This is a genomic window from Vibrio aestuarianus (assembly GCF_012395185.1).
Classification (GTDB): domain Bacteria; phylum Pseudomonadota; class Gammaproteobacteria; order Enterobacterales; family Vibrionaceae; genus Vibrio; species Vibrio aestuarianus.
The window spans coordinates 24,751-47,838 of record NZ_JAAZTU010000016.1 but is presented as its reverse complement, the minus strand read 5'-3'; the positions used below and the strand labels follow the sequence as shown (position 1 = coordinate 47,838).

Sequence of the window (23,088 nt, the reverse complement as noted above, 5' to 3'; positions counted from 1 at the left end):
CAAGATAACCGGATATCATCGATGCAAGAGCAATATAACCCGCAAGATATTGAACAAAAAGTTCAGCAGCACTGGGATGACAACAAGACCTTTGTGGTAAGTGAAGACCCAAATAAAGAAAAATTCTACTGTCTCTCTATGTTTCCTTACCCAAGTGGTCGACTGCACATGGGTCACGTGCGCAACTATACCATCGGTGATGTAGTCTCTCGCTTCCAACGCCTGCAAGGCAAAAATGTAATGCAGCCAATTGGCTGGGATGCTTTTGGCCTTCCGGCAGAAAATGCCGCAGTAAAAAACAAAACTGCGCCAGCTCCGTGGACTTATGAAAACATTGAGTACATGAAAAATCAGCTTAAGCTTCTTGGCTTTGGTTATGATTGGAGCCGTGAATTCGCAACATGTACTCCTGAATACTATCGTTGGGAACAAGAGTTCTTCACTAAGCTTTACGAACAAGGCCTTGTTTACAAAAAGACCTCGTCAGTGAACTGGTGTCCAAATGACCAAACAGTACTTGCTAATGAGCAAGTGGAAGATGGCTGTTGTTGGCGTTGTGATACCCCTGTGGAACAAAAAGAGATCCCACAGTGGTTCATCAAAATCACGGCTTACGCACAAGAGCTATTGGACGATCTCGACAAACTTGACGGTTGGCCTGAAATGGTTAAAACCATGCAACGTAACTGGATTGGCCGCTCTGAAGGTGTTGAGCTTAAGTTTGCCGTTCAGGATCATTCAGATCTTGAAGTGTATACCACGCGTCCAGACACATTAATGGGTGTAACCTACGTGGGTATCGCTGCGGGTCACCCGCTAGCGACTATTGCAGCTCAAAATAACCCAGCATTAGCCGCATTCATCGACGAATGTAAGAATACGAAAGTAGCTGAAGCAGAACTGGCTACGATGGAAAAGAAAGGTATGGATACTGGCTTAACCGCTATCCATCCGCTCAATGGGCGTGAAGTACCTATCTATATCGCAAACTTTGTATTGATGGATTACGGCACTGGCGCAGTGATGGCTGTACCCGCTCATGATCAGCGTGACTATGAGTTCGCCACTAAATACGGCTTAGGTATCATTCCAGTGATCAAACCTGAAGATGGTTCTGATGTGGATGTATCAGAAGCCGCTTATACAGAAAAAGGGGTTCTGTTTGATTCAGGTGAATTTGATGGCCTTAATTTCCAAGCAGCATTTGATGCAATCTCAGCCAAACTAGAAACAGAAGGAAAAGGCAAGAAGACTGTTAACTTCCGTCTACGTGACTGGGGCGTATCTCGTCAACGTTACTGGGGTGCACCAATCCCAATGGTGACGACTGAAGATGGCCAAGTTCATTCAGTACCAGCGGATCAACTGCCAGTCATTCTTCCTGAAGATGTAGTTATGGACGGGGTTACAAGCCCAATCAAAGCCGATAAAGAGTGGGCCAAAACCACCTTCAATGGTGAACCAGCACTGCGTGAGACCGATACTTTCGATACCTTTATGGAGTCGTCTTGGTACTACGCTCGCTACTGTTCACCACAAGCAGACGATATTCTAGACCCAGCAAAAGCTAACTACTGGTTACCGGTGGATCAATACATCGGTGGTATTGAACACGCGTGCATGCACTTACTGTACTCACGCTTCTTCCACAAACTTTTGCGTGATGCTGGTTACGTCACTTCTGACGAACCATTCAAGCAACTATTGTGTCAAGGTATGGTGCTTGCGGATGCTTTCTATCATACCAATGAGAAAGGCACTAAAGAATGGATAGCACCGACGGATGTGAAAGTTGACCGTGATGGTAAAGGTCGTATCACACAAGCAATTGATAACCAAGGCCGTAGCGTTGAGCACTCAGGCATGATCAAAATGTCTAAGTCAAAAAACAACGGTATTGATCCACAAGAGATGGTTGACAAATACGGTGCTGATACAGTTCGTCTATTTATGATGTTTGCTTCTCCTGCTGATATGACACTGGAATGGCAAGAGTCTGGCGTTGAAGGCGCAAACCGTTTCCTAAAACGTGTTTGGAAATTGGTTGGTGAGCACACAGCAAAAGGTGCAGCAGAAGCGGTTGACGCCGCGACACTTTCTGGTGAGCAAAAAGCGCTTCGTCGTGAAGTGCATAAAACCATTGCGAAAGTGACTGATGATATTGCTCGTCGACAAACTTTCAATACAGCAATCGCAGCTATCATGGAGCTAATGAATAAGCTGACAAAAGCACCACAAGAGTCAGCACAAGATCGCGCTATTCTTGATGAAGCCATGAAAGCGGTAGTAAGCATGCTTTACCCAATCACTCCACATATCTGTTTTGAAATGTGGAATGCGCTCGGTGAATCAAATGTAGATAACGCTACTTGGCCCACTTACGATGAATCAGCACTAGTCGAAGATGAAAAACTGATTGTATTGCAAGTCAACGGCAAGCTACGTGGCAAACTGACAGTTGCCGCAGACGCAACCAAAGATCAGGTTGAAACACTTGGTTTAGCGGATGAAAACGTAATGAAATTTACCGATGGATTGACGATTCGTAAAGTAATCTACGTACCCGGTAAATTGCTCAACATCGTAGCAAACTAAGACATTATCACGATAATGGATTAGCTTGTTATAAGTGCAAATTAAACAGGGTGGCTCGCTACCCTGTTTACTTATTTTAGTTTATCTAACTACATAATATTTCCTCTCCAGTAATGCTCTTAAGCAAGTAACCTGATGAGGTAAACTAAAATAAGTAAACAACATATGAGAATTTAAATCTAATGCGCCTTATCCCTTCTTCCTCATTGAAGTTAATCTCTGTACTCGCATTGACGACTCTACTTTCAGCGTGTGGTTTTCATCTTCGTGGCGATTACTCGGTGCCCGAAGAGTTGCACAGAATGTCATTAACCAGTTATGACCAATACAGCACCTTTACCCGTATGGTGAAAAACCAACTGCGCGTGACTGAAATAGAGCTAGTCTCACCAACAAAAGATGTACCTAATTTACACCTACTTGGTGAAAGCGTGGGAGAACGGACGCTTTCTTTATATCAAAACACTCGCGCGGCTGAAAAAGAGTTAACGTTTAACGCCTCTTACCGCGTGACTGTCCCTGATGTAGGAACAAAAGTGTTTTCGACCAGCGTTACTCGCAGCTATCTAGATAACCCACTGACAGCACTCGCTAAATCCGTAGAGCGCGATATGATCGAAGATGAAATGCGTAAAGTTGCCGCCAGCCAAATCTTACGTCAAATGGCTCGTTTAAAAGCCAACATTGCGGCCAGTGAGATGATGCTTGAAGCGCAAGAAAACGAAGAAATGCAAACCATCGAAAAGCAGTACGATATACAAACGATTGAAGGCGAATTAGCCCCAACCAATCAATCAAACTAGGTCGTGGTAATGAGAATATTTGCTGACAAATTGGCTGATCATCTAAATAAGCAACTAGTGAACATCTATTTGTTGTTTGGCAACGAGCCGCTTTTGTTACAAGAATCTCGCCTTGCTATTCAAAAAAAAGCTCAGCAGCATGGTTTTGAAGAACGCCACCGCTTTGCTGCTGATTCCAATTTAAATTGGCCTGATGTTTATGATTGCTGTCAGTCTCTAAGCCTCTTTTCTAGTCGACAGATCATAGAAATAGAGTTACCGGAAGCCGGTGCTAACGCTGCGATTGCCAAGGAGTTACTCTCGCTAAGTGAGTCACTTCATGACGATATTTTGCTGGTCATCATTGGGGGTAAATTAACCAAGGCACAAGAAAGTGCAAAATGGTTTAAAACGCTCTCAGCTCAAGGTTGTTGGGTCAGTTGCTTAACGCCTGACATGCAAAAATTGCCACAATTTGTCATGATGCGCTGCCGCGCTCTCGGTCTAACGCCGGACAAAGAAGCGGTTCAAATGCTCGCTCAGTGGCATGAAGGGAATTTATTTGCACTCGCGCAAAGTTTAGAAAAACTTGCCCTGCTCTATCCTGATGGCCAACTGACTTTGATCCGTTTAGAAGAGTCACTCAGTAGACACAACCACTTCACTGTATTCCATTGGATTGACGCCTTATTAGAAGGGCAAGCGAACCGAGTACAGCGTATCTTGCGCCAATTGATCGCAGAAGAAACAGAATGCGTTATCCTTATTCGTAGTCTTCAAAAAGAGCTTTTATTATTGCTGCAAATGCAAAAAGAACTCTCGCAGATGACGTTAGGCGCTATTTTTGATAAACACAGAATATGGCAATCAAAACGTCCTTGGTATTCTGCCAGTTTAAAACGCTTGTCGAGCGTAAAATTACAGCAACTGATACAACAACTCAGCCAAGCTGAAATCATGGCTAAAACGCAGTATGACACCTCACCTTGGCCCCTATTGCAGCAACTCAGTATTGAGTTTTGTTTACCTCAATCAGGCTTGTCAAAGTTGGCCTAAAAGCGTGATATACTGCGCTCCATTTTTCTTTCGCCTTAAATTTGTTCTTATAGGAGAGCACCTTTGCAACACCACGAATTAAAAGACTTTCTTGCAGATAAAGCTGATGATATGAAAGCGCTAGATATCAAAACATTGGATGTAAAAGGAAAATCCAGCATTACCGATTATATGATCATCTGCACTGGCACATCGAAAAGACATGTTGCTTCTATTGCTGAGCACGTATCTAGCGAGGTAAAAAAAGTCGGTCTTGAACCTTTGGGCATGGATGGTGAAGCTGAAGGTGAATGGGTGGTCCTAGACATGGGCAGCAGCATGCTGCATGTTATGCAAGAAGAGCATCGAGAACTGTACCAACTAGAAAAGCTCTGGAGCTAAACGTTGAAAATTCAACTGATCGCCGTTGGGACAAAAATGCCCAAGTGGGTCGAAGAAGGCTTTCAAGAATATCGCCGCCGCTTTCCGCACGACATGCCCCTAGAACTGATTGAAATACAAGCAGGAAAACGAGGGAAAAACGCTGATATTGCAAGAATTTTGCAAAAAGAAGGCGAAGCCATGTTGGCGGCAGTGCCAAAAGGTAATCGAATTGTTACACTCGATATTCCAGGCAAGCGCTGGGATACAGAACAGCTCGCTGGGCAGTTAGAAAGTTGGAAATTAGATGCTCGTGATGTTTCGATTTTGATTGGCGGCCCAGAAGGGCTCTCCCCTGCATGCAAAGCGGCAGCCGAACAAAGCTGGTCTCTATCGCCGTTGACTCTCCCTCACCCTCTTGTGCGAGTGGTTATGGCTGAGAGTTTGTATCGAGCTTGGAGCATTACCGCGAACCATCCTTACCACCGAGAATAAATATACATGTTGCGTAATCGTAGCCAAATTCGTGACTACCAAGCTGAAGCTCGCCTTTTTCGAAACCGAGCGATTGCAGCTTTCATTGGTATTGTAGTTTTGGTGGGCATTTTGCTCACCAATTTATATCACATCCAAATTAATCAATATCAAGATTACAAAACACGTTCCAACGACAACCGAATTAAAGTTGTTCCCATCGCTCCCAATCGCGGGTTGATCTACGATCGTAATGGCGTTCTTTTAGCAGAAAACCGCCCGGTATTTAACCTCGAAATCACTCCAGAACAAGTGAAAAATATGGCTGAGACCATTGCTCGCTTGCAAGATATTCTCGAAATATCACCAGAGAAAATTGCGACTTTTGAAAAAGAGCGACGACAAACCCGACGCTTTAATTCCATCCCTATTTTGACTCAATTGACTCAAGAACAAGTGGCCATTTTTTCCGTTAATCAGCATCGATTTCCTGGAGTTTCCGTTACCGCCAACTTAAAGCGTTATTATCCTTACGGTGCAGTGCTGACTCATGTCATTGGCTATGTATCACGGATAAACGACAAAGACTTAGAACGCCTAGAACGTGAAGAAAAAGCGGCTAACTACCAGGCTACTCGTGATATTGGTAAATTGGGTATCGAGCGTTTCTACGAAGAAACCTTACATGGCATTGCTGGCTACCAAGAAGTGGAAGTCAACAGCCGTGGTCGTATCATCCGTACCTTAAAATACGTTCCCCCCGTTGCCGGTAAAGACATTGTTTTAAACCTAGATATCGACTTACAACTTTACGTGCATCAACTGCTTGATGGTCGTCGCGGCTCCGCTGTTGTGCTCGATCCCAAAGATAACGGCGTACTCGCTATGGTATCTAGCCCTAGTTATGACCCTAACGCTTTCGTTCATGGTATCTCTGGTAAAGCGTACAACGCGCTTCTGACCGATAAAAACAGGCCATTGGTTAACCGCGCAACACTGGGCATTTATCCACCCGCCTCTACTGTTAAACCATTTATTGCCGTGTCAGCCTTAGAAGAGGGCGTGATAACGACCAAAACAGTGCGCAACGATCCAGGCTATTGGACAATACCTAACTCTAAAACCAAACCCTTCCGCGATTGGCTGCGTTGGGGGCATGGCAAAGTAGACATCACCAAAGCACTTGAAGAGTCTGTCGATACGTTCTTTTATCAAATCGCTTATGACATGGGGATCGACAGGCTTTCAGCTTGGATGATGCGCTTTGGCTTTGGTGATTACACTGGCATTGATATTTTTGAAGAAAGTAAAGCCAATATGCCAACGCGTGAGTGGAAAATGGCTCGCCACCGTACGCCGTGGTACCAAGGCGATACCATACCGGTTGGGATCGGACAAGGCTACTGGACAGCAACGCCAATGCAGATTGCCAAAGCAACCTCAGTATTAGTCAATCATGGTAAAGTTATCGCCCCTCACCTACTGCGTTCGACCATTAAAAATGGTGAAGAATTCAGTAAACAACAACTGTCTGATGTCGAAACGTACCCGCCAATTAACGAAGTGCCAAAACGTTATTGGGATATCGCCATTCACGGAATGGAATTAGTTAACCATGGGAAAAAAGGCACGGCGCGCCGCTCTTTTTACGGCTCAAAATATACCAGTGCTGGTAAATCAGGTACGGCACAAGTTTTCGGACTAGCAGAGAATCAAGAATATAATGCAGATGAGCTTGCAGAACACTTACGTGACCACGCACTGTTTACCGGTTTTGCCCCTGTAGAAGATCCAAAACTCGTGGTGACGATAGTACTAGAAAATGCAGGCGGAGGCTCTACTAATGGAGCCCCCGTTGTGCGTAAAGTGTTTGATAAAGCGCTATTGGGCGAAGAAACTAAGGCAGAAAAATAATGGAACTCGATCCTTCAACTGGCCAAAACCGAGCGCTATTTGAGCGCCTACATATCGATCTCCCACTGCTGCTTGGCATTTTGTTGCTGATGGGCTTTGGTTTGGTAGTAATGTACAGTGCCAGCGGTCAAAGTTTGGCCATGATGGACAGACAAGCAATGCGCATGGCGCTCGCTCTTGGTGTGATGCTTATCCTTGCACAAGTATCCCCCCGCACTTATGAAGCGCTTGCCCCATTTCTGTTCTTTTGTGGTGTCTTATTACTGCTAGGCGTACTGTTCTTTGGTGAATCATCTAAAGGTGCACAGCGCTGGCTAAACCTTGGTTTTGTTCGCTTCCAGCCTTCAGAACTGCTTAAGCTTGCCGTACCACTCATGGTGGCTCGATATACCGGTAAACGAGCCCTTCCACCAAGTTTCAAAACACTGTTTATCGCTTTATTGATGGTTTTCATTCCAACAATTTTGATTGCCAAACAACCTGATCTCGGCACATCGATTTTGATTGCCGCATCAGGAATATTCGTTATTTTCCTTGCAGGGATAAGTTGGCGAATTATTTTTGCAGCCGCCGTTGCATTGGGCGCTTTTATTCCGGTGCTATGGTTCTTTTTAATGCGTGAATACCAAAAGGTCCGAGTTCGCACACTGTTTAACCCAGAATCAGATCCGCTAGGTGCGGGATACCATATTATTCAGAGCAAAATTGCCATCGGCTCAGGTGGGATGTCAGGCAAAGGATGGCTACATGGCACGCAATCACAACTTGAGTTTTTACCCGAACGTCATACTGACTTTATCTTTGCCGTGATCGCCGAAGAATGGGGCATGATTGGTATCTTATGCTTGTTAGCTATTTACCTTTTCATTATCGGACGCGGCTTATACCTTGCTAGCAATGCACAAACAGCATTTGGCCGCATGATGGCAGGCAGTATTGTATTGAGCTTTTTTGTTTATATCTTTGTAAATATTGGCATGGTAAGTGGTATTTTACCTGTTGTGGGAGTGCCTCTTGCTTTGATCAGCTATGGTGGAACATCCATGGTAACACTGATGGCAGGGTTCGGGATTCTGATGTCCATTCATACGCATAGAAACGCATTTTCAAAGGCGACTTAACCATGAGAAATACGCTATTTATTTTTATTACAGCCAGCGTTTTTCTCGCAGGTTGTAGTTCTTCTGACCGCTATTCAATCAAAGATGATGTGGCGCCTAAAGCCCCTATTTCTGTCGATCACATTGAAGATGCGCAGCCTCAATACGAACCGTACAGTTTAGGTGGCAATAAAAACTACACACTGCGCGGGGTGAATTACACCATAATCAAAGACAGCAACGGTTTCACTGAAAAGGGGCAAGCATCTTGGTACGGCAAGAAGTTCCATGGTCACCTGACCTCTAATGGTGAAATCTACGATATGTATTCGATGACAGCTGCGCATAAAACATTGCCACTACCCAGTTATGTTCAAGTCACCAATTTAGATAACCAAAAAACAACCGTTGTTCGTGTCAACGATCGTGGTCCTTTCCATGAAGGACGAATCATCGACTTAAGTTACGCCGCAGCCTACAAACTAGGAGTAGTACAAACGGGTACCGCAAATGTAGAGATAAAAGTCATTACCGTCGAAAAACCAAACACCACAAAACCGACAAATCGTCACCCTAAATACATTATTCAGGTTGCCTCTTCAAAATATGAAGATAGAACTCGAACTTTATCTCAAGATTTGAGTCAAAAGTTATCCGTTGAAAGCTTTGTCGACAGCGTAAATGATAGCCACCGTGTTTTTTTAGGCCCATTTAATGACTATTCTCTGACGCAGCAAGCACTTGAAAAAGTTAAATTGCTAGGTTACGAGACAGCATTCATCAAAAAGCAACCCGTTACTCAGTGACCCTTCAAACACCGTGATATTGATTCCGGCTCTGGCTTGATAGGTCGTTTCTGTTAAGATATGGACAGTTAACAAGAAAATTTGCATTCATCATGAAAAAAATAACGTTTTTAAAACCGATTCTAGCGTCTTCAATTGCGCTTTCCGCTACCTTCACAAGCTCCGTGTTCGCAGGTCCTATCGTGGTGCCTGATGCACCACAGATTGCAGCAAAGGGCTACGTTTTAATGGATTATCATTCAGGAAAAGTTCTAGCTGAAAAAGAGATGAATACTAAATTATCTCCAGCAAGCTTAACCAAAATGATGACCAGCTATGTGATAGGTCAAGAACTCAGTCGTGGCAACATTTCTCCTGAAGATGATGTAGTTATCAGCCGCAATGCATGGGCAAAAAACTTCCCAGACTCATCAAAAATGTTTATTGAGGTCGGCACAACGGTCAAAGTAGAAGATCTCAATCGCGGCATCATCATCCAATCAGGCAACGACGCTTGTGTTGCAATGGCTGAGCACATCGCAGGCTCTGAAGATGCATTCGTCGATCTAATGAATGCTTGGGCCAGTTCACTGGGAATGAACGATACTCACTTTGCCAATGTACACGGATTAGATAACCCAAATCTGTATTCTACGCCATACGACATGGCATTATTAGGCCAAGCACTGATTCGTGATGTGCCTGATGAATACCGTATTTATTCCGAGCAAAAATATACCTATAACGGCATTACCCAATACAACCGTAACGGCTTACTTTGGGATAAAAGCATGAATGTCGATGGTATAAAAACCGGACACACAACGAATGCTGGATACAGTCTCGTAAGTTCAGCGACTGAAGGTAAAATGCGTTTAGTGGCAGTCGTCATGGGCACTAAAGATGCCAATGCACGTAAATCGGAAAGCAAAAAATTACTGAGCTATGGATTCCGTTTCTTCGAAACCGTTGCGCCTCACAAAGCTGGCGAAACCTTCGTTGAAGAAAAAATCTGGATGGGTGACAAGGACGCGGTAGCACTAGGTGTAGACGAAGATACCTATGTGACCCTACCTCGTGGTCAAGCGAAAGATTTAACCGCCAGTTTTGTTCTTGAAAAAGAACTAAAAGCCCCAATAAATAAAGGCGATGTTGTCGGTAAGCTATACTATCAACTTGATGGTGAAGACGTTGCCCAATACCCATTGATGGCATTGGAAGATGTAAAAGAAGGTGGTATTTTTAGCCGCCTATGGGATTACATCGTATTGCTTTTCAAAGGCTTATTCTAAGATTCATAATGAACAACGAGAAAGCCGCCATAATGGCGGCTTTTGTTATTATTGAGATTAATATCGATTGACAGTACTATTCGCCACCAATCGATTGACTAACTGGAGTCTCTACTATGCTGACCATAAATTCTGATGCGAAATTAAAAGACCTACTTGAGTTCCCTTGCTCTTTTACTTACAAGGTAATGGGTCATGCTAAACCAGAGCTTCCTGAATTGGTTTTAGAAGTCATTCAACGCCACGCTCCTGGTGATTATAGCCCAGTGATAAAACCAAGTGCGAAAGGCAATTATCATTCAGTTTCGATCAATATCACCGCCACTTCAATTGAACAAGTTGAAGTGCTATACAAAGAACTCGGTGAAATAGATATCGTACGAATGGTGCTATAATTTGTTGATGAGAATGGATTAACCTCTCATATTTTTGATTTTTTCAAATTTTTTTGAAAGCAGCCAAGGCTGCTTTTTTCATATAAATCATAGAGCTAAATGAGCCACATCAGCAACATGGATAAATTTATCAGCCCAATCGGTAGTCCATTGGCCGGAAGAAGTTTATAATCCAAAAACTTTATTTATATAGTGATGATGAGTGTTGTTGATGTTTAACCAGCTTGTTGTAAAACGACTCGGTCGCCAAGATTATCAGCCAGTATGGCAAGCGATGCACGAGTTTACCGACACAAGGGATGAAACCACGCCAGATCAACTCTGGCTTGTCGAGCATTGCCCCGTATTTACTCAAGGGCAAGCAGGTAAAGCTGAACATCTACTGAATACGGGCGACATACCTGTCGTGCAAAGCGACCGAGGGGGGCAAGTGACTTACCATGGCCCTGGTCAGTTAGTCGCTTATTTTCTTATCGATTTACGTAGAAAAAAGTTAGGTGTGCGCGATCTCGTCACCAACATTGAAAATATCGTCATCAATACACTCCAAACATACAATATTAACTCAGCCGCTCGGCCGGATGCCCCTGGTGTTTACGTCGATGGAAAAAAAATATGCTCCCTTGGCTTGAGGATACGTAAAGGTTGTTCATTTCACGGTTTGGCCCTGAATGTCAACATGGACTTATCTCCATTTCTACGCATTAATCCTTGTGGTTATCAAGGGATGGAAATGATACAAGTCAGTGAGCTTGGTGGACCTTCCGATCTAGAAGTGATAGAGAAACAAATAATAAAAGAACTCGTTACGTTACTTGGTTACGAGCAAGTAGAAATCAGCACAGAAGCACCTCTTCATAGGTAAAAAGCATGAGCAAACCAATCCAAATGGAAAAAGGCGTTAAATACCGTGACGCTGATAAAATGGCACTAATTCCTGTTAAAAACATGCCAGCTGTCGAACAAAAAGAAGTACTGCGCAAACCGGAATGGATGAAAATAAAACTGCCTTCGGATAGCCAACGCATTCAAGACATAAAGTCAGCGATGCGCAAAAATAACCTTCACTCAGTGTGTGAAGAGGCTTCTTGTCCGAATCTTGCCGAATGCTTCAACCACGGTACGGCAACCTTCATGATTTTAGGGGCAATTTGTACCCGTCGTTGCCCATTTTGTGATGTTGCCCATGGTCGCCCAAATGCACCTGAAAATGATGAGCCTGCAAAATTGGCGCAAACCATTAAAGACATGAAATTGAAGTATGTCGTGATTACTTCCGTTGACCGCGATGATCTACGTGATGGAGGTGCTCAACACTTCGCTGACTGTAATCGCGAAATCCGAGCATTAAACCCCGAGATTCGTATCGAGACGCTCGTCCCTGATTTTCGTGGGCGCATGGACGTTGCTTTAGATTTACTAAAAGACAACCCACCCGATGTTTTTAACCACAATTTAGAAACAGCTCCTCGCCTTTATCGTAAGGCTCGTCCGGGTGCAAACTATAAATGGTCACTGGAACTCCTAAAGAAATTCAAAGAGCAGCACCCTAGCATTCCAACGAAATCAGGACTGATGATGGGGCTGGGCGAAACTAAAGAAGAGATCGTAGAAGTACTCAAAGACTTGCGAGCGCATGGAGTCACCATGCTTACACTTGGCCAATATTTAGCGCCAAGTCGACATCATTTACCTGTGGAACGTTATGTTCCACCATCAGAATTTGATGAACTCAAAGAAATTGCATTAGAGCTTGGATTTACTCATGCAGCTTGCGGCCCATTCGTTCGCTCGTCTTATCACGCCGACTTGCAAGCGAAAGGACTGGAAGTAAAATAAATCTTCTGTTTGATAAGTAAAATCGATAGCCGATAAAGCCGATACCTATATATCGGCTTTTGTTTGTCTTAACGAAAATATCAGAAACTTGAATATTGAGCTGAGGTTCTATAGGCTTATGGATTATATAAGTACAATAACAAAGCTAAGGATAATCCAAATGAAAACGATCAGTACATTGGCGCTTATTGCTGCCGCATTAACTGCCGGTTGTGCATCCAATACACAACAGGATAACTATCGTGAAGCATCTTTTGAGCTTTGTAATACTGAAGTTAGTATCTATTCGGTGAGTGATGATGGTCGCGTACGTATCGTTTGTGCCGATGGTTCTAAATTTGCGCTTAATAGTGAAAAAACACTGGATACCATGCGTAATATCAACATTGAATATTGTGATGGTGAAGGTCTTGGCAAATTCAATGAAAGCACTAAGTATTACTCATTTCAATGTAAGTCAGGAACACTATTGAGCATTGCTAAGTAGCGATATAAAAGAATAATCACGATAAGGGATCTCGACGCCAGTTGATCTTTTTATCCCTTAACTAAAAAGCTCCCATCATTTGGGAGCTTTTGCTTTTAGTACTAAACAAATTTACGCGTAAACAGGCAGACGCTTACAAATCTCAAGTACTTTCGCTTTAGTCGCTTCAATAACAGACTCATCGCCCATGTTATCAAGGATGTCACACATCCAACCAGCTAACGCTTTTGCATCCGCTTCGGTGAAACCACGACGAGTAATTGAAGGAGAACCAACACGGATACCCGATGTTACGAATGGGCTACGAGGATCATTTGGCACTGAGTTTTTGTTGACTGTAATGTTGGCAGCACCTAACGCAGCATCTGCATCTTTACCTGTGATATCTTTATCAATCAAATCAACAAGGAAAAGATGGTTTTCCGTTGAACCTGATACAATGTTGTAACCACGAGCAAGAAACTCCGCTACCATCGCTTTTGCGTTAGCCACAACACGTGTTTGGTACTCTTTAAATTCAGGTTCCAACGCTTCTTTGAATGCAACCGCTTTACCAGCGATAACGTGCATCAATGGGCCACCTTGACCACCTGGAAATACTGCTGAATTTAATTTCTTGTACAGATCTTCACCCGCATTTGAAAGAATTAAACCACCGCGAGGACCCGCAAGCGTTTTATGAGTGGTTGTCGTTACGACATGTGCGTGTGGTACTGGGTTAGGATAAACACCCGCCGCAATTAGGCCTGCAACGTGCGCCATATCAACAAAAAGGTAAGCATCGACTTTATCCGCGATTTCGCGCATGCGTTTCCAATCACAAATTTGTGAGTAAGCAGAAAAACCACCGATGATCATTTTTGGCTTATGCTCAACCGCTAATGCTTCCATTTCTTCATAATCGATCTGGCCATTCTCATCGATACCGTAAGGAATAATGTTGTAAAGCTTACCAGAGAAGTTTACCGGAGAACCGTGAGTTAAGTGACCACCGTGAGCCAAGCTCATACCCAAAACAGTATCACCAGCATTAAGCAGTGCCATATAAACCGCGTTATTCGCTTGAGAACCAGAGTGAGGCTGTACGTTTGCGTATTCAGCGCCGAACAATTCACATGCACGTTCGATCGCTAACGTTTCCACTTTATCAACGAACTCGCAACCACCGTAGTAACGCTTGCCAGGATAACCTTCTGCATATTTATTGGTTAGCTGAGAACCTTGAGCTTCCATTACACGTGGGCTTGTGTAGTTTTCTGAAGCGATAAGTTCGATGTGTTCTTCCTGACGAAGAGTTTCTTCTTGAATAGCTGCGAACAAGTCCGCATCGTAATCTGCGATGTTCATATCACGCTTAAGCATCTGTATCTCCTGACTCAGATTTGACTGAATGTTTCAAAAAAACCACACAACGACCAAAAGCAAACGTTTTCGTCACCGTAATATGGCGCACATTCTACATAATTTGATCTGGGTCATAAAGAACAAATTGCAGAAATTATTATGCAGTTTTCTCATAATGACTAACGAGGTTTCTCATGTTACGTGCTCGATTTTTCATGATAACCAGTAAACGTCAACTTTTGGCTTTACACCCTGTAAAACGGCAATTACATAGGTTTACCTCAATTTTTGCTCTCTAGCTACCGAAAAGATCGACTTTTCTTTACTATGCATGCCACTTTGGACTATTTAAATTTATTTTTGATGGAAAAACACACACGCAAAGAAGATTGGATTGCCATTTTAACGGGTACATTTCTAGTCGCACAAGGTATCTTCTTTTTGCAGTCGGCTCATTTACTGACAGGCGGCACTACTGGCTTAGCACTGTTATTAAGCCAGTTTGTCCCAGCTTCTTTTGGAATCTTGTATTTCATCGCCAACAGTCCGTTTTATCTTCTCGCATGGCAACGCTTTGGCAAACGCTTTGCAATAAATAGCGCGGTTTCCGGTGCGTTAGTTTCTATTTTTGCCGACCATCTGTATCTGGTCATTTCTCTTGATAGTGTCAATGACATCTATTGCGCAATAGCGGGCGGACTATTAATGGGATTAGGCATGCTTATTTTATTTCGCCACCGTTCGAGCCTTGGCGGCTTCAATGTTCTTTGCTTATTTATCCAAGATAAATTCGGTATCTCAGTTGGTAAGAGCCAGTTGACTATTGACTGCGCTATCTTGTTTGCCTCTTTCTTTTTCGTCTCACCGACTACTATTGCTATCTCTGTATTGGGAGCGGTTGCACTGAACCTAGTATTAGCGATGAATCATAAACCAACACGTTATAGCGTTACTTACGGGTAATTGATCTAGGAAAAGGTTTAAAGCCTTTTCCTTCTTTGAAAGTAATTACATTCAGCAAATAACGTACTCCTTTTCTTTATAAAACTTCAAATTGATTAAAAATTACGCTTTATTAAGCAATGCGAAATTAGAAAGCACTAATATTACATAAACTTCAAACTAGGTATAAAGTAATCCTCCTCCATCATTATTAATAATAACAAAATCAATAAAAAATAAACTTAAGTACTAGTTTTTTGTTATTTAAATCATCACCTCACCTTTTACAGAACGAAAAACCAAATAATATGCATAGTGTCTTATTTTTGAAGCACTAGGACCGGTTGAAGTCATACACGCTTAATATGAGAATGCTCCACTTAACATAATTATTATTTCTGGCTTTAATTAAGTTGCTTGTAGGAGCTCCTGTTATGGGTGAAAAAGGAAGGATCCGTATTACTAACTATCAAGGTAAATTTTTCTATCGTTTGATAGATTGCCTAGTAATACTGATCACCATGTATATTACGCTAAAGTTTCACTCACATATTGTCACTATGTCATACGTCTCAGTGAGTCTTTTAGGAGTACTTTTTTATTCCTTTATTGCTGAAAGCTTAGGTATTTATAGTGGATGGCGCACAGCTAAACTTCGAGATTTAGCCTTACACACCTCTTTTTGTTGGGCGGCTACGGTTGGTTGTCTGACATTAGTTGGCTACTTCACTAAAACTGGTAATGAGTTTTCTCGTTTAATTTTAGGATTTTGGTTTGTCGGATCATTCATATTGCTGATTGTGTGGCGTTCGTTAGCATTCGCCGTCATTTACTATTTACACAAACAAGGGTTCCATACCACCAAAGCCGTCATCATAGGCATGACACCCCAAGGTTTAGAATTATCAAAAAATCTAATTAAGAATCCTGAATTAGGGATAAAGATGACCGGATTTTATGATGATAGAGAAACAGCCCGTTTAGATGGAGATATTCCTGTTTTAGGCAAAGTTAATGATGCATTAGCATTGGCGAAAGATGGCAAAGTAAAAAATGTATATATTGCTTTGCCAATGCAAGCTCAGCAGAGAATCAGCACCATTTTAGAAGCGTTTTCAGATAGCACCGTTAATACCTATATCGTCCCAGACTTCTTTACCTTTAATTTACTTCATTCTCGCTGGTACACCATCGGCGAAGTTAATGCTTTTAGTATTTTCGATACGCCTTTTAATGGTTTGGTTACCTGGCTAAAACGGTTTGAAGATCTGGTGCTCAGCAGTATTATTTTGACGTTAATAAGCCCTGTTCTTATTGCCGTTGCCATTGGCGTTAAACTCAGCTCACCTGGTCCCATTATCTTTAAACAACTGCGTTATGGGCTCGATGGTAAACCCATAAAAGTATGGAAGTTTAGAAGTATGCGAGCGATGGATAATGGCAATAAAGTCACGCAAGCCACCAAGAATGATCCCCGAGTAACACCGTTTGGTGCTTTTATTCGTAAAACCTCGCTAGATGAACTTCCACAATTCATTAATGTTCTTCAAGGAAGAATGTCGATAGTTGGTCCTCGTCCGCATGCAGTTGCGCACAACGAAGAATATCGAACCATAGTCAATCGATACATGTTGCGACACAAAGTCAAACCTGGGATTACCGGATGGGCTCAGATCAACGGCTGGCGTGGAGAGACAGATACTGTGGATAAAATGGAAAAACGGGTTCAATTCGATTTGGACTATATACACCGTTGGTCTTTATGGTTGGATATCAAAATTGTATTCCTAACCGTATTTAAAGGATTTGTCGGCAAAAACGCTTACTAAAAAATGGACTCAGTGCATTCACATGAAAAATTATAATTTTAAAAAGGCTGCTTTCTTTAGCCTGACATTTTTAACAGCTACCATGGCTTACGCAAAACCAGAACCCAATCCTATCGTTACAGATTCTGGGATTGCAATTATACCTTTTTTGAACGCATCAACGGGCTATAACGACAACCTAGCAAAAGCTGATAATGACCTCGAAAGTTCTCATTATTTAGTATTGGAACCTGGTGTGACCGTTGCTTTTGAACCTGTTGGACAAAAGCATATCATCGCTTATAGGCTTCAAAGAGGTGATTTTTTCAGTTCAAGTAAAGATGATTTCACCGATCACTTTTTTGATTTATCTAGCGATTGGGAGCTTAATTCTAAGCACCGATTAAACCTAAACTATTCATTAGCATTAACTCATGAAAGCCGCGGTGATAACGATGAAACCCTGGATCTGCTGTACAACAAATACAACAGCAATAACCTTAACCTTGGTTACGGTTATGGTGGTATAGAAGCAAAAGGCAGAGTGGAAACCAATATTGGTTGGGGTGATTTAGATTACAAAAATAATAAGAATAGAACACAGTATCAAGACTGGGATGAACTTCGTTTCAACACCGCCTTTTACTACAAGGCCTTACCTAAAACATCGCTATTGATCCAATTTATTGCCAACGACAGAAACTATGATCTTGTTGCTCCTAATTCGACCCAAAGAGATAGCAAACATTACTTTGCTTATGTCGGTGCATCCTGGGATGCAACGGGTAAATTGCGAGGCAATGCAAAAATTGGTGCACAACATAAAAACTTTGATTCAGCAGAAAGAGAAGATTTTGATTCATTTTCATGGGATATCGATCTGACTTATCTCGTTAAATCTTATTCTGCTGTACAACTTAAAACAAACCGTCGTTCAACGGACCCTGACGGTGTGGGTGATGCTATTGATACAAAAATCTACGATATTAATTGGTCACACAATTGGAGTAAGATCATCTCAACTAAAGCTGACGTCTCATTACTCAGCGAAGATTACACAGGCTCATCACGTAAAGATGATACAACCAATGTAACGTTATCCTTTAATTATGATTTTCGTCGTTGGTTAACGTTCAAGCTTGGTTATGGTCTTGAATCAAAAGATTCAAACATCAACCAATTTAGCTATGATCAAAATATTTACTACTTTGCTATTGAAGGTGTGATGTAACTTATAATGAAGTACTTCTTAGCCATTATTTTAAGCTGTTTCTCTTTGTCAACATTGGCCAATGAGAACCTATACAAACTCGGTGTCGGCGACCAGATTAAGATCCAGGTTTATGACGAGCCAGAGCTGTCTATGGAAACCCGTGTCAGTGACAGTGGTAACATAGACTATCCTTTTTTGGGCAGAATTAAGCTGAAAGGAAAAACCATTGAAGAGGTGAAAACCGCTATACACGATGGTTTACTTGAAGATTATCTCGTTAACCCGAATGTATTTGTCAGTGTGATCGAGTATCGCCCCTATTTTATCAATGGTGAAGTTGATAAGTCCGGGAGCTATCCATACCACCCTGGTCTCACCGTGAATAAAGCCATTACAATTGCTGGCGGTTTTACCGAGCGAGCCTCAAAGACCAATATATATGTATCGTCAAGTGATGACCCTAGTGCCAAGCCGGTCAAGGTAACTTTGCTTCATAAAATTCAGCCAGGTGACATTCTCACCATTGAAGAAAGCTTTTTTTAGGTAATGTAGTTGTATGGAAAACTCTATAAATAATCGTCAATTGAACTCAGATGAGGTCATTGATATTCGTCAGTACTTTAATATTCTGCTCAACTATAAATGGCGTATTTTGCTTTTCTCTATCATGGTGACCGCGATCGCAGTACTCATAGTATTGTCGATCCCTTCACAGTATACAGCTAGAGCGTCATTGCTCATTGAATCTAAGCAGGCGAAAGCCGTATCAATAGAAGATGTCTATGGCTTAGATACCAAGAGCCAAGAGTATTACTTAACTCAAATTGAAATTCTAAAATCTGACCGAATTGCAGAAGAAGTTATCAACCGACTAAATCTTTCCCAGCATCCGGAATTTGATCCTTCCGCACAAAAAAAACCAACCCTTAGTTTGGCGAGTATTTTTGAATGGTTTCCGGCTCTTAAAGCTTTTAAAAAAGAGCCAGTAGAAGCTTCAGAAGAAGAGCAAAACTATCGTAACAGCCGCTTAGTTTTAGCTAAATTTAAACGAGGGCTCGAAATTAGCCCTATACGAAAAACTCAGCTTGTTACTATCTTTTATACCAGTAAAGACCCTAAATTATCAGCTCAAATTGCTAACGAAATTGGCCGAGTTTTTATGGATAGTCACATTGAAGCTAAACTTGAAGTTGAATTAAAAGCAAATAGTTGGCTGAACAGTCGTATGGGTGAACTGCGTGAAAAACTCAGAGTGTCTGAAGCTCAGTTGCAAGACTTTCTTAAAGCAGAAGGATTAGTTGATATTCAAGGCGTTGAGGGGTTAGCTTCGCAAGAGCTTGAAGAACTAACCTCTCAACTGAATAAAACTCGCGATCGCCGCGTGGCCGCAGAAACACTTTACCTCGTCGCACAAACTTATAGCCGCAAGGATGATTTATCTTCTCTCGCCTCGATTCCTGAAATCTCGAATCACCCGACGATCAGAGATGTAAAACTGGCTGAAGTACAAGCAGAAAGAAAAGTGTCTGAACTGTCAAAGCGTTACGGCCCAAAACACCCGAAATTAAAATCGGCTCAAGCCGAACTAAACTCGGTCAAACGTAACTTAAATTCAGAACTTAAACAGCTGTTGAATGGTATTAGCAACGAATTGCAAGCAGCCAAGCAAGCTGAGCGTTCTTTACATAAGGAATTGGAGAAAAGAAAATTAGATTTTCAAACTCTAACCGTAAAAAATGCCAAATATTCAGAATTAAAACGTGAGGTTCAAACCAACCGCGAGCTATTTGACTTATTCTTAAGTCGCCAAAAAGAGACCAGTGCATCAAGCGATTTTAATGCAACGATTGCCAGATTTACTGACTTTGCTAATCCACCACTTGCTCCTAGCAAGCCAAATAGAAAGTTAATCGTAATCTTGGCTTTCATTGCTTCTTTTGGTTTTGCTTGCGTGGTGGCCTTCATTGCTGATGCGGTTAACGATACATTTGTCGATATTAAACAGGTTGAGAAACTATTATCGCTCAGTTTATTGGGTATTGTTCCAGCGATAAAGACTCGCGGCCAATTAAAGCCAAGGGCCTACTTTGATAGTAACCACAGAGAGTTAACGGAAGCGATTAGGACCATTCGAACTGGTTATTTACTGGCTAACACCAACAAAGATCACCATGTCGTAATGGTCACGTCATCGCTGCCTGAAGAAGGGAAGACAACCTCAAGCATTAACCTTGCTTTTTCATTATCACAAATGGAAAAAACACTGCTTATTGATTGTGACTTACGCAAGCCATCGGTAGCCCATCGCTTCGGAGTTTCAGGTTCCCAGCCAGGAATAACCAACCTGCTGACAGGTACTCATACCTTGGATGACTGTATTCATACTGATGAAGAATCAGGATTAGACATCCTGACCGCAGGTGTACTGACGGACAATCCGTTGGAATTAATCTCATCATCGCGATTTGTATCCTTGCTGGAAGAATTAAAGACAAGCTACACTCGAATAGTTATCGATACTCCCCCATGTCTTGCTGTAAGTGATGCATTCATGTTATCTCAATATGTTGATTCAACGATCCTAGTTATCAATGCAGCACAGACTCGCACGAAAATAGTTCGTGATGTGGTTGGACGACTGACTCAGCAAGGCGCGAGAATTGATGGCGTGGTCTTAAATAAATTAAACATCAAAAAAGCGTCTCATTATAGCGGATATCAGCAGTACCACTCGTATTACGGTGCTGAAAAACCATAATGGTAGCCTTCGTAAATAAAAATATAATCACAGCCCCAATACTTCAATGGAGTGTTGGGCTTTGTGCATTAGTTACTCTATATCTGGCCTTCTGTTTCGGTTCAGCTTCTATCTACGCTGTTGCGACAGAAAAAAATATCGAACGTTGGGTAAAACACCCTCAAGATGTCACACCTAATATGATTAATGAAACCAAACAAACTATATTAGAGGCTATCGACTACCATTCGAGTCACCCTCATTATTACAATTTGTTAGGTAAAACATTAGAATGGGAAGCCTATTTGAGCACAACAGAAGACCAAATAGGCATTCTGCAACAAGCGAAAAAAGCCTACTTGAAAAGTGCATCGCTAAGACAAAACTGGCCTGATACCTGGGCCGACTTGTTGTCTGTAGAAACGCAATTGCAAGGGGGAAATATTAACTTGTATTTTGACAATGCTAATCAATATGGACCATTTATCCCAACCGTCAATAGCAAGATTGCACAAGTGGGACTCGAAAACTGGCAGCAATTCACGCCTCAACGAAGATCCATAATCATTGAACATATTGCAAGAGCACTAACCCATCCCAAAAGCCAAGGGGAGATGTACCGTTATCTACAATCAAGCGGACTATTGAAATTTGCTTGCGCCGCTATTATCTACAACCCAAGAGGGTATGATGGCAAAGTCAATCTCTGTAAAAAGGTGTTAAAGTGAATCTCAGCTTAAAACATTACATTATTCAGCGCCCTGTTACCTTTGCAATGTTTACTATCCTTTCGCTTTGCACAGTTGCGTTATCACTGTTAAAAACGTTTCATTACCATGTAGAAATCCCACTGCTGTTGGAAAATTTTATTGGCGGAGACATCTATCTACATTTTACCTTTGCACTGTTGCTAACCCTTATTTTGATAAGAGTAATCTCGGCCTCGCTGGAAATAAAAAACAGTATTTACTTGGCTATTTCGATCGTCTCTGTATGCTGCATGATTGATGAAAGTTTGCAGATATTTTCCGACACTAGAACCTTTTCATTATTCGATCTAGGCTCAAGTTTACTCGGTATATTTTTTGCTGCAGTTATGATCTACTTAACAGATAAATATCAATCAATGAAAACCAAGAGAAAATCATTCACCAATTCGTGCCATACCAGTCATTAACATGCCTTAAAAATGAGAATAATTCAGTTATTTATCGCTAGAGTGATATCACCTAGTTACCGACTTAACTTATAATTTCACGACGATAATTGTAGGCTCTTCAGGAATCTAAAATGAAAAAAACACTATGGATATTATGGACTACTTTTGCAGCCTTAGTGGGTAGCTCAAATGTATATGCAGCAACAGAAGCGAGTTGTTCGTTATATAAAAATCATGAAATCGCAATGGACACAATTAAAGCTAGCTTAGCTCAAGCAGACAGTGCAGTTACTTCGTTACAAGCTTTAATGAAGTTATGTCCTAATATGATTTTAGAGATGGCTGATGTTGCCTCTACTTTACACCCAGAGCTATCTTTAGATATTTTCAATGCTGTTTTTGCCAATATTCCAAGCGATCAAGTTGCTGAGCTCACTGCAATTCTAGTAAAAAACGCTCCAGCAAACCTACGTTCAGAGGTTGTCCAACTTGCAGTAAGTCAATCGCCAGAGTCAGCTCAAGCGATTGTTGATGCCGTTATCGGAACAGAAACGATGCAATCAACGGATGTCATTATTGCAGCCTTATCTGGCGGAGCCGATCCGGCAACCATTACCGAACCGACAGCAGCAGGTACCCCATCAACCCTACCGGGTACTCCACCTCCAGTAACGACAACACCAGGAAACACCACAACCTTAGGTACTGGCAGTGGTAGCGGTGGTGGTACTGCATCACTTAATTAAAACGTTCGTCATCTCTTTTTTATCCAAGGGCAGGAATATAACTATTCCTGCCCTTCTCTA

General features: G+C 42.0%; 22 protein-coding genes. 21 read left to right on the top strand and 1 reads right to left on the bottom strand.

The window, feature by feature from the left end; translation table 11 throughout:
* The first annotated feature begins 21 nt into the window (after positions 1 to 21).
* The 13 genes from leuS (at position 22) to HGG78_RS09490 (ending at position 13,079) form a co-directional block, all read left to right on the top strand.
* Positions 22 to 2,595: a leucine--tRNA ligase gene (leuS, locus tag HGG78_RS09550; protein ID WP_172532747.1), complete on the top strand. Its 2,574-nt coding sequence runs from the start codon at positions 22 to 24 to the stop codon at positions 2,593 to 2,595.
* A 182-nt stretch (positions 2,596 to 2,777) separates the two neighbouring features.
* Positions 2,778 to 3,398 carry an LPS-assembly lipoprotein LptE gene (locus tag HGG78_RS09545; protein ID WP_172532746.1) on the top strand — a complete coding sequence of 207 codons (621 nt, stop codon included), beginning with the start codon at positions 2,778 to 2,780 and terminating at the stop codon, positions 3,396 to 3,398.
* A 9-nt stretch (positions 3,399 to 3,407) separates the two neighbouring features.
* Positions 3,408 to 4,433, top strand: coding sequence for a DNA polymerase III subunit delta (holA, locus tag HGG78_RS09540; protein WP_053310272.1), 1,026 nt, complete (start codon positions 3,408 to 3,410; stop codon positions 4,431 to 4,433).
* A 63-nt stretch (positions 4,434 to 4,496) separates the two neighbouring features.
* On the top strand, positions 4,497 to 4,814 hold the full coding sequence (gene rsfS, locus HGG78_RS09535) for a ribosome silencing factor (RefSeq protein ID WP_053310273.1): 318 nt from the start codon (positions 4,497 to 4,499) through the stop codon (positions 4,812 to 4,814).
* Between the two features lie 3 nt (positions 4,815 to 4,817).
* Positions 4,818 to 5,288, top strand: coding sequence for a 23S rRNA (pseudouridine(1915)-N(3))-methyltransferase RlmH (rlmH, locus tag HGG78_RS09530; protein ID WP_053310274.1), 471 nt, complete (start codon positions 4,818 to 4,820; stop codon positions 5,286 to 5,288).
* A 6-nt stretch (positions 5,289 to 5,294) separates the two neighbouring features.
* Positions 5,295 to 7,181 carry a penicillin-binding protein 2 gene (gene mrdA, locus HGG78_RS09525; RefSeq protein ID WP_053310275.1) on the top strand — a complete coding sequence of 629 codons (1,887 nt, stop codon included), beginning with the start codon at positions 5,295 to 5,297 and terminating at the stop codon, positions 7,179 to 7,181.
* The gene (gene rodA / locus HGG78_RS09520; RefSeq protein ID WP_172532745.1) at positions 7,181 to 8,302 is read left to right on the top strand and encodes a rod shape-determining protein RodA; all 1,122 of its coding nucleotides are present in this window, start codon (positions 7,181 to 7,183) and stop codon (positions 8,300 to 8,302) included. Before mrdA ends, rodA begins: the two co-directional genes overlap by 1 nt.
* Before the next feature lie 2 nt (positions 8,303 to 8,304).
* A complete protein-coding gene (locus tag HGG78_RS09515) occupies positions 8,305 to 9,087 on the top strand; it encodes a septal ring lytic transglycosylase RlpA family protein (protein ID WP_172532744.1) in 783 nt (260 codons plus the stop codon).
* A 92-nt stretch (positions 9,088 to 9,179) separates the two neighbouring features.
* A complete protein-coding gene (locus HGG78_RS09510; RefSeq protein ID WP_053310278.1) occupies positions 9,180 to 10,358 on the top strand; it encodes a serine hydrolase in 1,179 nt (392 codons plus the stop codon).
* 116 nt (positions 10,359 to 10,474) lie between these two features.
* On the top strand, positions 10,475 to 10,753 hold the full coding sequence (gene ybeD / locus HGG78_RS09505) for a DUF493 family protein YbeD (RefSeq protein ID WP_053310279.1): 279 nt from the start codon (positions 10,475 to 10,477) through the stop codon (positions 10,751 to 10,753).
* Positions 10,754 to 10,964: 211 nt separating this feature from the next.
* Complete coding sequence (gene lipB, locus HGG78_RS09500) at positions 10,965 to 11,618, top strand: lipoyl(octanoyl) transferase LipB (RefSeq protein WP_053310280.1); 654 nt, start codon at positions 10,965 to 10,967, stop codon at positions 11,616 to 11,618.
* 5 nt (positions 11,619 to 11,623) lie between these two features.
* Positions 11,624 to 12,592, top strand: coding sequence for a lipoyl synthase (gene lipA / locus HGG78_RS09495; RefSeq protein ID WP_172532743.1), 969 nt, complete (start codon positions 11,624 to 11,626; stop codon positions 12,590 to 12,592).
* A gap of 160 nt (positions 12,593 to 12,752) precedes the next feature.
* Positions 12,753 to 13,079 (top strand): hypothetical protein, encoded by a 327-nt coding sequence (locus HGG78_RS09490; RefSeq protein ID WP_053310282.1) that lies wholly within the window; start codon positions 12,753 to 12,755, stop codon positions 13,077 to 13,079.
* Positions 13,080 to 13,190: 111 nt separating this feature from the next.
* On the opposite strand, the gene glyA is transcribed toward HGG78_RS09490, so the two are convergent.
* On the bottom strand, positions 13,191 to 14,441 hold the full coding sequence (gene glyA / locus HGG78_RS09485) for a serine hydroxymethyltransferase (RefSeq protein WP_053310283.1): 1,251 nt from the start codon (positions 14,439 to 14,441) through the stop codon (positions 13,191 to 13,193).
* Between the two features lie 345 nt (positions 14,442 to 14,786).
* On the opposite strand from glyA, the gene HGG78_RS09480 reads away from it, so the two are divergent.
* The 8 genes from HGG78_RS09480 (at position 14,787) to HGG78_RS09445 (ending at position 23,028) form a co-directional block, all read left to right on the top strand.
* Entirely contained in the window at positions 14,787 to 15,386 is a 600-nt protein-coding gene (locus HGG78_RS09480) for a YitT family protein (RefSeq protein WP_053310456.1), read from the top strand.
* 413 nt (positions 15,387 to 15,799) lie between these two features.
* Positions 15,800 to 17,194, top strand: a complete 1,395-nt coding sequence (vpsL, locus tag HGG78_RS09475) for an exopolysaccharide biosynthesis glycosyltransferase VpsL (RefSeq protein WP_172532742.1) — start codon at positions 15,800 to 15,802, stop codon at positions 17,192 to 17,194.
* Between the two features lie 22 nt (positions 17,195 to 17,216).
* Positions 17,217 to 18,404 carry an outer membrane beta-barrel protein gene (locus tag HGG78_RS09470; protein WP_172532741.1) on the top strand — a complete coding sequence of 396 codons (1,188 nt, stop codon included), beginning with the start codon at positions 17,217 to 17,219 and terminating at the stop codon, positions 18,402 to 18,404.
* 6 nt (positions 18,405 to 18,410) lie between these two features.
* Positions 18,411 to 18,929 (top strand): exopolysaccharide export protein VpsN, encoded by a 519-nt coding sequence (vpsN, locus tag HGG78_RS09465; protein WP_053310286.1) that lies wholly within the window; start codon positions 18,411 to 18,413, stop codon positions 18,927 to 18,929.
* Between the two features lie 13 nt (positions 18,930 to 18,942).
* Complete coding sequence (gene vpsO, locus HGG78_RS09460; protein WP_053310287.1) at positions 18,943 to 21,144, top strand: exopolysaccharide regulatory tyrosine autokinase VpsO; 2,202 nt, start codon at positions 18,943 to 18,945, stop codon at positions 21,142 to 21,144.
* On the top strand, positions 21,144 to 21,851 hold the full coding sequence (locus HGG78_RS09455) for a VpsP family polysaccharide biosynthesis protein (protein ID WP_172532740.1): 708 nt from the start codon (positions 21,144 to 21,146) through the stop codon (positions 21,849 to 21,851). The genes vpsO and HGG78_RS09455 overlap by 1 nt, the downstream gene beginning before the upstream one ends.
* Positions 21,848 to 22,300 (top strand): VanZ family protein, encoded by a 453-nt coding sequence (locus HGG78_RS09450; RefSeq protein ID WP_172532739.1) that lies wholly within the window; start codon positions 21,848 to 21,850, stop codon positions 22,298 to 22,300. The genes HGG78_RS09455 and HGG78_RS09450 overlap by 4 nt, the downstream gene beginning before the upstream one ends.
* 113 nt (positions 22,301 to 22,413) lie before the next feature.
* Positions 22,414 to 23,028, top strand: a complete 615-nt coding sequence (locus tag HGG78_RS09445; protein ID WP_172532738.1) for a hypothetical protein — start codon at positions 22,414 to 22,416, stop codon at positions 23,026 to 23,028.
* The last annotated feature ends 60 nt before the right edge of the window (positions 23,029 to 23,088 follow it).

Excerpts from the sequence above, each read along its gene's own strand:
- leuS (WP_172532747.1), top strand. The coding sequence starts at position 22 with ATGCAAGAGCAATATAACCCGCAAGATATTGAACAAAAAGTTCAGCAG.
- HGG78_RS09545 (WP_172532746.1), top strand. The coding sequence starts at position 2,778 with ATGCGCCTTATCCCTTCTTCCTCATTGAAGTTAATCTCTGTACTCGCA.
- holA (WP_053310272.1), top strand. The coding sequence starts at position 3,408 with ATGAGAATATTTGCTGACAAATTGGCTGATCATCTAAATAAGCAACTA.
- mrdA (WP_053310275.1), top strand. The coding sequence starts at position 5,295 with ATGTTGCGTAATCGTAGCCAAATTCGTGACTACCAAGCTGAAGCTCGC.
- rodA (WP_172532745.1), top strand. The coding sequence starts at position 7,181 with ATGGAACTCGATCCTTCAACTGGCCAAAACCGAGCGCTATTTGAGCGC.
- HGG78_RS09515 (WP_172532744.1), top strand. The coding sequence starts at position 8,305 with ATGAGAAATACGCTATTTATTTTTATTACAGCCAGCGTTTTTCTCGCA.
- HGG78_RS09510 (WP_053310278.1), top strand. The coding sequence starts at position 9,180 with ATGAAAAAAATAACGTTTTTAAAACCGATTCTAGCGTCTTCAATTGCG.
- ybeD (WP_053310279.1), top strand. The coding sequence starts at position 10,475 with ATGCTGACCATAAATTCTGATGCGAAATTAAAAGACCTACTTGAGTTC.
- lipB (WP_053310280.1), top strand. The coding sequence starts at position 10,965 with ATGTTTAACCAGCTTGTTGTAAAACGACTCGGTCGCCAAGATTATCAG.
- lipA (WP_172532743.1), top strand. The coding sequence starts at position 11,624 with ATGAGCAAACCAATCCAAATGGAAAAAGGCGTTAAATACCGTGACGCT.
- HGG78_RS09490 (WP_053310282.1), top strand. The coding sequence starts at position 12,753 with ATGAAAACGATCAGTACATTGGCGCTTATTGCTGCCGCATTAACTGCC.
- glyA (WP_053310283.1), bottom strand. The coding sequence starts at position 14,441 with ATGCTTAAGCGTGATATGAACATCGCAGATTACGATGCGGACTTGTTC.
- HGG78_RS09480 (WP_053310456.1), top strand. The coding sequence starts at position 14,787 with ATGGAAAAACACACACGCAAAGAAGATTGGATTGCCATTTTAACGGGT.
- vpsL (WP_172532742.1), top strand. The coding sequence starts at position 15,800 with ATGGGTGAAAAAGGAAGGATCCGTATTACTAACTATCAAGGTAAATTT.
- HGG78_RS09470 (WP_172532741.1), top strand. The coding sequence starts at position 17,217 with ATGAAAAATTATAATTTTAAAAAGGCTGCTTTCTTTAGCCTGACATTT.
- vpsN (WP_053310286.1), top strand. The coding sequence starts at position 18,411 with ATGAAGTACTTCTTAGCCATTATTTTAAGCTGTTTCTCTTTGTCAACA.
- vpsO (WP_053310287.1), top strand. The coding sequence starts at position 18,943 with ATGGAAAACTCTATAAATAATCGTCAATTGAACTCAGATGAGGTCATT.
- HGG78_RS09455 (WP_172532740.1), top strand. The coding sequence starts at position 21,144 with ATGGTAGCCTTCGTAAATAAAAATATAATCACAGCCCCAATACTTCAA.
- HGG78_RS09445 (WP_172532738.1), top strand. The coding sequence starts at position 22,414 with ATGAAAAAAACACTATGGATATTATGGACTACTTTTGCAGCCTTAGTG.